This is a genomic window from Citrobacter sp. Cf116, assembly GCF_030336505.1.
GTDB classification, from domain to species: domain Bacteria; phylum Pseudomonadota; class Gammaproteobacteria; order Enterobacterales; family Enterobacteriaceae; genus Citrobacter; species Citrobacter freundii.
Genome location: NZ_JAOWEQ010000023.1, coordinates 1 through 8,732, shown reverse-complemented (window position 1 = coordinate 8,732; position 8,732 = coordinate 1). Strand labels below are relative to the sequence as shown.

The 8,732-nt window shown below is 48.5% G+C and carries 11 protein-coding genes and 1 pseudogene; 11 read left to right on the top strand and 1 reads right to left on the bottom strand.

All coding sequences use genetic code 11. The features are described from left to right. The 8 genes and pseudogenes from OGV74_RS23340 to arsC form a co-directional block, all read left to right on the top strand. Positions 1–159, top strand: a pseudogene (locus OGV74_RS23340) (toxin YdaT family protein); the annotation flags it as partial. A 252-nt stretch (positions 160–411) separates the two neighbouring features. Continuing rightward, positions 412–1,323, top strand: coding sequence for a DnaT-like ssDNA-binding domain-containing protein (locus tag OGV74_RS01210; protein WP_223307938.1), 912 nt, complete (start codon positions 412–414; stop codon positions 1,321–1,323). Then, complete coding sequence (locus OGV74_RS01205; protein ID WP_286520160.1) at positions 1,235–1,780, top strand: replication protein P; 546 nt, start codon at positions 1,235–1,237, stop codon at positions 1,778–1,780. Before OGV74_RS01210 ends, OGV74_RS01205 begins: the two co-directional genes overlap by 89 nt. 123 nt (positions 1,781–1,903) lie before the next feature. Further along, entirely contained in the window at positions 1,904–2,257 is a 354-nt protein-coding gene (arsR, locus tag OGV74_RS01200; protein WP_038641375.1) for an As(III)-sensing metalloregulatory transcriptional repressor ArsR, read from the top strand. A gap of 47 nt (positions 2,258–2,304) precedes the next feature. Further along, a complete protein-coding gene (arsD, locus tag OGV74_RS01195; protein ID WP_038641374.1) occupies positions 2,305–2,667 on the top strand; it encodes an arsenite efflux transporter metallochaperone ArsD in 363 nt (120 codons plus the stop codon). 17 nt (positions 2,668–2,684) lie between these two features. Then, a complete protein-coding gene (gene arsA / locus OGV74_RS01190) occupies positions 2,685–4,436 on the top strand; it encodes an arsenite efflux transporter ATPase subunit ArsA (RefSeq protein ID WP_284956714.1) in 1,752 nt (583 codons plus the stop codon). 46 nt (positions 4,437–4,482) lie between these two features. Further along, positions 4,483–5,772: an arsenite efflux transporter membrane subunit ArsB gene (arsB, locus tag OGV74_RS01185; protein ID WP_038641369.1), complete on the top strand. Its 1,290-nt coding sequence runs from the start codon at positions 4,483–4,485 to the stop codon at positions 5,770–5,772. Positions 5,773–5,784: 12 nt separating this feature from the next. Continuing rightward, a complete protein-coding gene (gene arsC / locus OGV74_RS01180) occupies positions 5,785–6,210 on the top strand; it encodes a glutaredoxin-dependent arsenate reductase (protein WP_038641366.1) in 426 nt (141 codons plus the stop codon). 67 nt (positions 6,211–6,277) lie between these two features. Here arsC and OGV74_RS01175 read toward each other — a convergent pair whose 3' ends face one another. After that, complete coding sequence (locus OGV74_RS01175; RefSeq protein ID WP_038641364.1) at positions 6,278–6,574, bottom strand: ArsR/SmtB family transcription factor; 297 nt, start codon at positions 6,572–6,574, stop codon at positions 6,278–6,280. A gap of 100 nt (positions 6,575–6,674) precedes the next feature. Between OGV74_RS01175 and OGV74_RS01170 the strand changes: the two genes are divergently transcribed. The 3 genes from OGV74_RS01170 to OGV74_RS01160 all read left to right on the top strand — a co-directional run bounded on the left by OGV74_RS01170 (position 6,675) and on the right by OGV74_RS01160 (position 8,578). Then, the gene (locus OGV74_RS01170; protein WP_079224614.1) at positions 6,675–7,766 is read left to right on the top strand and encodes a permease; all 1,092 of its coding nucleotides are present in this window, start codon (positions 6,675–6,677) and stop codon (positions 7,764–7,766) included. A gap of 287 nt (positions 7,767–8,053) precedes the next feature. Beyond that, positions 8,054–8,287 carry a DinI family protein gene (locus OGV74_RS01165; protein WP_038641360.1) on the top strand — a complete coding sequence of 78 codons (234 nt, stop codon included), beginning with the start codon at positions 8,054–8,056 and terminating at the stop codon, positions 8,285–8,287. A 45-nt stretch (positions 8,288–8,332) separates the two neighbouring features. After that, positions 8,333–8,578: a hypothetical protein gene (locus tag OGV74_RS01160; protein WP_071681812.1), complete on the top strand. Its 246-nt coding sequence runs from the start codon at positions 8,333–8,335 to the stop codon at positions 8,576–8,578. Positions 8,579–8,732 lie beyond the last annotated feature (154 nt).

Sequence of the window (8,732 nt, the reverse complement as noted above, 5' to 3'; positions counted from 1 at the left end):
TGCAGTGAGGCACACCATGCGAAATTAATTGGCGCGCCATTACAAAAGCTCGAGAAGGAAATTCGTGAGGCGGCAATCGCATTATTCAACATGTTACCTGCTGATGCGACGGGACCACTACTGGCGAGCATAAGCGCCGTAGCGCCGCAATTGTTTTAATCGAGTTTTGACCAATGACCATTATTACTGCAACTCGCGGGGTGAAGTATGCCTAATCCTTTGGCTAAGGCCATGCCTAAGAGTAAGGCTAGTAACGAGCCTTACCGTAAGGTGAAGATCACCATGTGGGATGATCCTAAATTTCGAGCCTTATCACCACTCCCGCCAAGTGGGCAGAGTCTGTTTATTTACCTGCTTACAGGCCCATTCACGGGGATTATACCCGGGCTGTATAAGGCGGGAAGGGCGGCTATGGCCGAAGAATTAAACTGGGAAGTCGAAGCCTTCGACTTAGCCTTAGGCGAAGCCATAGCGTTAGGTATGGTGGAAGCCGACCTTAAAGCCAGAGTTTTTTGGTTGCCTAACGCGGTGAAACATAACCCTCCAGCATCAGTGAACGTGATCAAATCATGGGCAAGATCGTTTGAATTACTTCCTGAATGTTCACTGAAAGATAAAGCATATGAAGCTCTCAAAGCCGCCTGCTACGGGGTTTCTGACGCTATGGGGACGGCTTTTGATAAGGCTTTCGCTTTGCCTAAGGATAAGGCTAAGTCTTTGGCTAAACCTTTGCCATCAGGTATCCAGAAAGCAGTTAGCAGTAAACAGATCTTAAACCCCTCTCTTAACGCGGGCGCGATGAAAAATCCGAATGGGGATGAACTGCCATCCCCGGTCATGCCCCGATACCTGGACGGTGTTGATGAACCGATCGGGAAATTCAGCATGACAGATAGCTGGCTTCCCTCCAGAGACTTCCGACAGCGCGCTGCATCGTGGGGTATCCCCCTGCCTGAACCAGATTACCTTCTGACTGAACTCGCAGAATTCACCGCGTATTGGGAGTCGGAAGGGAAAGTTTTTACTCAAATCCAGTGGGAACAAAAATTTGCCCGACATGTAGCCCGGGTGAGAACGCAGGTAAAACCAGAAACCGGAGGTAACAGTCATGTGGGAGCAGGATCCGAACCAACAGCATCCCGGGCAGTTCAGCAAATTCAGTCAGCACACGCAGAGTGGCGCCGCAGGAATGGACTTGATGGCGACGGAAACAGCCTGGCGACTGTGGCAGGTCATGGGGGAGGTGTATTCGAACCGATGGACCCAGAAGAACGGGGCGGAGCCTTCGCCTATCTGGATAGCCCAGATAGGTTCGATGACTGAACCTCAAATTCGGCTGGTCTGTCAGCAGTGCATGGAGCGCTGTGCGATGGGAAATACATGGCCGCCTGACCTGGCTGAGTTTGTTTCTCTGGTTTCAGTGAGTGGAGCGAATCCATTCGGACTGACATCGGAGCAGGTTATGACGGAATACCGGCGCTGGCGCAATGAGTCATATCGGTATTCAGGAAGCGATAAATATCCATGGCCTCAGCCCGTGCTGTATCACATCTGCCTTGAAATGCGCAGAACGGGCGTAGAACGACAAATGACAGAGGGGGAGCTGAAACGACTGGCAGAAAAGTTACTCACGAAGTGGTCGAAGCATGTTGGTAATGGACTAAGTGTCCCACCAATTCGACGTCAACTGGAAGCGCCGCGCCATCCGGCAGGACCAACGCCAGCACAATTACTGATAGATGAATACAGGCGTCGAAAAGCGGCAGGATTAACAAATTGAATAATGAACAATCAGTAAATCTGATATTAAAACCACATAGCCATCGCATTCGAATTTTCGAATGTGATGGTTGACGACACTCAACTATTGCAGGAAACTACGGAGAGAATTCAGGAGACTAAAATGGCTGAACTAACTTCTCTACAACTCTTCAAAAACCTTTCCGATGAAACTCGGCTGGGCATCGTGTTGCTGCTTAGAGAAATGGGAGAGCTATGCGTGTGCGATCTCTGTACGGCGCTGGATCAGTCGCAGCCCAAGATCTCCCGTCATCTGGCAATGCTCCGGGAAAGTGGATTATTACTGGATCGCAAGCAGGGCAAGTGGGTTCACTACCGCTTATCTCCGCATATTCCGTCATGGGCTGCTCAGGTAATTGAGCAGGCTTGGTTAAGCCAACAGGACGACGTACAGGCCATCGCCCGTAAGCTGGCATCGGCAAACTGCTTTGGTAGCGGTAAGGCTGTTTGCATCTAAAAAATTTGCCTGAACATATATGATTTTTCGAATGTGAGGTATTCAGAATGAAGACGTTAACGGTGTTTGACCCGGCAATGTGCTGCAGTACCGGCGTATGTGGCTCAGATGTCGATCAGGTTCTGGTTGATTTCTCTGCTGATGTGCAGTGGCTGAAAGGACGTGGCGTACAGGTTGAACGTTATAACCTGGCGCAGCAGCCCATGAGCTTTGTTCATAATGAGAAAGCGAAAGTATTCCTCGAAGCATCTGGAGCAGAAGGGCTTCCGCTACTGCTGTTGGACGGTGAAACGGTGATGGCTGGGCGATACCCAAAACGCGCTGAGCTGGCTCGCTGGTTCGGTATTCCGCTGGAGAAGGTAGGGTTAGCTCCCACCAGCTGCTGTGGTGGTAATACTTCCTGTTGCTGAATATGTCAGGAGGACATATGAAATTCTTAGAGAATATCCCGCCTTACCTGTTTTTTACTGGCAAGGGTGGCGTAGGAAAAACGTCCATTTCCTGCGCGACGGCTATCCGCCTTGCCGAACAAGGTAAGCGGGTTTTGCTGGTCAGTACAGATCCAGCCTCCAATGTCGGTCAGGTATTCGACCAGGCTATCGGTAACACCATTCGCTCTGTGACAGCAGTTACTGGACTTTCCGCTCTGGAGATTGACCCTCAGGAAGCTGCCCAACAATACCGCTCCAGAATCGTTGATCCTATCAAAGGTCTTCTGCCTGAAGACGTTGTTAACAGTATCAGCGAGCAGCTTTCAGGAGCCTGTACGACTGAGATTGCGGCGTTTGATGAGTTCACCGGCTTATTGACAGACGCTTCCCTGCTGACCCGCTTCGATCACATCATTTTTGATACAGCGCCGACGGGCCACACGATTCGCCTTCTCCAGCTTCCCGGTGCCTGGAGTAGTTTCATTGAAAGTAATCCGGATGGTGCTACCTGTCTTGGCCCAATGGCCGGGCTGGAAAAGCAGCGTGAGCAGTATGCTCATGCGGTAGAGGCGTTGTCCGATCCTGAACGTACCCGCCTGGTTCTGGTTGCACGACTGCAAAAATCTACGCTGCAGGAAGTAGCCCGCACCCATGAAGAACTGGCCGCAATTGGCCTGAAAAACCAGTACCTGGTTATTAATGGTGTGCTGCCTAAAGCCGAAGCTGAACATGACGCGCTGGCTGCTGCGATATGGCAACGGGAGCAGGAAGCACTGGCAAATCTTCCTGCTGGTTTATCTGAGCTACCGAGAGATACCTTATTACTCCAGCCAGTAAATATGGTTGGTGTGTCTGCGTTGAAGGGGTTGCTGGATACCCGTTTTGATGCATTACCGCTCCCGGTACCGAACGTCCTGTACACGCCTGAAAACTTATCGCTCTCTGACCTGGTCGATGATATCGCCCGCAGTGAACATGGCCTGATTATGTTGATGGGCAAAGGTGGTGTAGGGAAAACCACGATGGCTGCTGCCATCGCCGTAAGGCTGGCAGACATGGGATATGACGTGCATCTCACCACCTCTGATCCCGCTGCGCACCTGAGTACAACGCTGAACGGCAGCCTCAAAAACCTGCAGGTCAGCCGCATCAACCCTCACGATGAAACCGAACGCTATCGCCAGCATGTTCTTGAGACGAAGGGAAAAGATCTGGACGAAGCAGGGAAACGGCTATTGGAAGAAGATTTACGTTCTCCCTGTACTGAAGAAATTGCCGTGTTCCAGGCTTTTTCCCGAGTGATTCGTGAAGCAGGTAAGCGGTTTGTTGTCATGGATACAGCTCCCACTGGGCACACGCTGTTGTTGCTGGATGCTACCGGGGCTTACCACCGAGAGATTGCCAAAAAAATGGGGGAGAAAGGTCATTTTACTACCCCAATGATGCAGCTTCAGGACCCGGAACGAACCAAAGTTCTGCTGGTCACTCTGCCTGAAACCACACCGGTACTGGAAGCGGCAAGCCTACAGGCTGACCTTGAAAGAGCGGGGATTCATCCATGGGGCTGGATTATCAATAACAGCCTTTCCATCGCGGATACGCGTTCTCCGTTGCTTTGCCAGCGCGCTCAGCAGGAACAGCCTCAGATTGAGGCTGTTAAGAATCAGCACGCTGACCATATAGCGCTCGTTCCGGTACTGGCTTCTGAGCCAACAGGTATTGAAAAACTCAGAGAGTTGGCGAGTTAATTTTTTGTTTATACAGGGCGGCAGATCCGCCCTGTCAGGAGGGTGTATGTTACTGGCAGGCGCTATTTTTGTCCTGACCATTGTCTTGGTTATCTGTCAACCGAAAGGATTAGGGATCGGCTGGAGTGCAACGCTGGGCGCGGGCCTGGCTTTGATTTCTGGCGTTGTGCATATAGGCGATATTCCGGTGGTGTGGAATATCGTCTGGAACGCGACAGCGACCTTTATTGCGGTGATTATCATCAGCCTGCTGCTCGATGAATCAGGCTTTTTCGAATGGGCGGCATTGCATGTTTCACGCTGGGGTAACGGTCGTGGCCGTTTGCTCTTTACCTATATCGTCCTGCTCGGCGCAGCGGTGGCGGCACTGTTTGCCAACGATGGTGCGGCACTTATTTTGACACCAATCGTTATTGCTATGCTGCTGGCATTAGGATTCAGCAAAGGTACCACGCTGGCATTCGTCATGGCAGCCGGGTTTATTGCCGATACTGCCAGCCTGCCGCTTATCGTGTCGAACCTGGTGAATATTGTTTCGGCGGACTTCTTTGGTCTGGGATTCACCGAATATGCATCGGTGATGGTACCGGTCGATATCGCCGCCATTATTGCCACACTAATTATGCTGCATCTGTTTTTCCGCAAGGACATCCCGCCAACTTACGATCTGGCCCTCCTAAAGAAACCAACAGAGGCAATAAAAGATACGGCTACATTCCGCACTGGCTGGATAGTTCTGATTCTCCTGCTTGTTGGTTTCTTCGTCCTCGAGCCGCTCGGTATTCCCGTTAGTGCGATTGCAGCGGTTGGGGCGATAATTCTGTTTGCAGTGGCGAAACGAGGCCATGCCATTAACACTGGTAAAGTGCTACATGGTGCACCCTGGCAGATCGTCATCTTCTCATTGGGGATGTACCTGGTAGTTTACGGTCTGCGCAACGCAGGGCTAACCGAATATCTTTCAGGTGTTCTGAACGTGCTGGCTGATAAAGGACTCTGGGCCGCGACGCTGGGTACTGGCTTCCTGACGGCTTTCCTGTCTTCCATCATGAACAACATGCCTACCGTGCTGGTTGGCGCTCTTTCTATTGATGGCAGTACCGCAACCGGCGTCATCAAAGAGGCGATGATTTATGCCAACGTGATTGGCTGCGATCTGGGGCCGAAAATCACACCTATTGGTAGCCTGGCAACGCTGCTCTGGCTACATGTACTTTCACAGAAGAATATGACCATCACGTGGGGATACTATTTCCGCACCGGGATTATCATGACTCTGCCTGTGCTGTTTGTAACGCTGGCAGCGCTGGCGCTACGTCTCTCTTTCACTTTGTAATGAGATACTGATATGAGCAACATCACCATTTATCACAATCCTGCCTGCGGCACGTCGCGTAACACGCTTGAGATGATCCGCAACAGCGGTAATGAGCCGACCGTTATTCTTTACCTTGAGACTCCACCTTCACGCGATGAGCTGGTCAAACTCATTGCTGATATGGGCATTTCCGTCCGGGCGTTACTACGTAAGAACGTCGAGCCATATGAGGAACTGGGTCTTGCCGAAGATAAATTTACTGACGACCAGTTAATTAACTTTATGTTGCAGCATCCGATCCTGATTAATCGCCCCATCGTGGTAACACCGCTGGGAACCAAACTGTGCCGTCCTTCTGAAGTTGTTCTGGATATCCTTCCTGATGCTCAGAAAGGGGCTTTCGCCAAGGAAGATGGCGAGAAAGTCGTTGATGATGCAGGCAAAAAATTGAAATAAGCGACAGGAGAGCCGCCTGTTATTTAGGCGGCTCCTTTATCAAATAAAAACAATGGATTGCCTCGATTTAAATCTTTGGACTGTTGATGCAACATTCTTCGCGTAGAAAATCAATAATCGACTCTAACTTGTCATATTGAGAAACGCAGATTAAGGAGCGGCTTTCGCGATTTTGTTTGACCAGACCTACGGAAACAAGAGCGGATATATGATGACTCAGTGTTGAAGATGGAATCGCAAGTTGTTTTTGTAGATCACCTACAGGTAAACCTTGTTCACCGGCTTTAACAAGGTGTTTGAAAATAAACAAACGTGTTGGATGTCCTAATTCTTTCATAGCTTTAGCTACTTCTTCTAGTTGCATGGTACCTTCCTCATCTATTGATATTTCGATAATACCAGAAATATGTTGATCTAACCTCAATAATTCGATTATTCTAGAAATATGGTTTATAGGGGGTTTCATGAATAGCTGGATTTCTATGTTTACTAACGCGGCAGAGATGTTCTTGTTTCTTGCTGTCGAGTTGTCTGCGCTTTTTTTTCTGATTAGTGCGGGTGTTAGCCTTATCAGGCAAAAAATTCCGGACCAAAAGATTCAAAGAATGTTAGGGGCGAGAAAGGGGAGAGGTTACATACTTGCATCGCTGTTAGGAGCTGTAACACCGTTTTGCAGCTGCTCTACAATTCCCATGTTACGCGGACTGTTATCAGCAAAAGCAGGCTTCGGTCCAACACTTACATTCTTGTTTGTTTCACCTCTGCTTAACCCGATAATCATTGGTCTGATGTGGGTTACTTTTGGTTGGAAAGTTACCCTGCTATACGCTGTTATAGCTGCAACAGTTTCCGTACTGGCAAGTATTTTGTTAGATGTGCTTGGTTTTGACCGACATATTGTCGAAACATCAAAACCGCTGGCTAGCTGTTGTGGTGTTAGCAGTGGAAAAACTCCTGAAACTAAACTACAGAGTGTTTCAGCTTGCTGTTCTGTATCAAATCAACAGGACATAGGGGCTAATAGTTGTTCTAAACCACAAGAAACGTTTAAGAGTTTCTCAGCATTTCGGGGCACAAATTGTGAATTGAGCTGCGAGACGGGCCAAACAAATAAACAATTCTTCCCGAAAAGTGTAGTAAGAGAGCCTGGTGCGATACGACTGGCATTTCAGGATGCCTGGACTCAATTTAAAGATGTATTACCTTATCTGATGTTAGGTATTGTTATAGGGGCGTTTATCTACGGTTTTATACCTGCAGAGTGGATTGCTGCTCATGCTGGGAATGATAATCCGTTTGCGATTCCACTAAGTGCAATTATTGGAATACCGTTGTATATACGTGCTGAGGCAGTAATTCCGTTGGCATCAGTCTTGATGGATAAAGGCATGGGAACGGGAGCAGTAATGGCTCTGATTATTGGTAGCGCAGGAGCTAGTCTGACGGAAGTAATACTGCTTAAATCAATGTTCAAAACACCCTTGATTGCTGCATTTCTGACCGTTATTTTGGGCATGGCGATTATTATGGGATACCTGACACAGTTGTTATTTTGATTGGGTATGTTAGACAGAACCTGAAAAAGTTGCAGGGGGAGACGAGCATATGAAAGTTGCGCAATCAATCCCAATCAAAGCAGTTATCCAAATTTAAGGACGTTGATATCTCAATACTTACAATGGTGTCAAAACAACAAGTCCTCATTGGATTGAACCCGCTTCGGCGGGTTTTTTTTTGCATCTCATTTATAGGCTAAGGTTAACAATTTGTGCTCTTAAGTCATTGATCATTTCAATGTATCGGTGTACTGTACAAATATACAGTATATGCGGTGGAGGCTAATATGAAAGTTGAACTAACCATTGATCGTACTAAAGAACTTCCAAAGGGAGCAGTTCCGGCGCTGGAGAAAGAATTGCTTAAAAGGTTGGGAAACCACTATGAGAATTGCAGCTTGAGCATACGACGTGCAGGCTCCGATGGTTTAAGTGTGTTTGGTGGTGACAAGGAAGATAAAAAGAAAATTGAGACTATCCTCCAGGAAACCTGGGAAAGTGCTGACGACTGGTTTTATTAATTATTTTGGGTGTTACTTTTATCCCGTTTGCATGGGGGAGTTTAAGTGAAAGAAAAATTAGGATTGCCCAAAAAAGGCTACGCAGTCATCAGATGTCACGATGGAGTCATCGTTGCCAGGCTGCAATCATTTCCTGAGTGTGAGCGCGCCCTGATGTACCGTCGCGGTAGCATGGTGTCTTTCATGCCTCTTCAGGATAATGAAATTATTGGTACACCTACGTTGTTTACCCAGATGCTGGAAAGGGCTGGTTATCGCGTTACCCAAAAATCTGTTACACTCCCGTCATAGGCCTGAACAACCTATACCTGCTGCGCCACAGGAGAAAAGCCCCATGGCGCAAGATCAATTCAAGCAATCCCTCATACTGACGTTAACCAACGCCAGCGATTTTCTTTTTGCCGCATCCAGAGGTGCGTTATGAAGAAAAGCTGGTTTCAACATA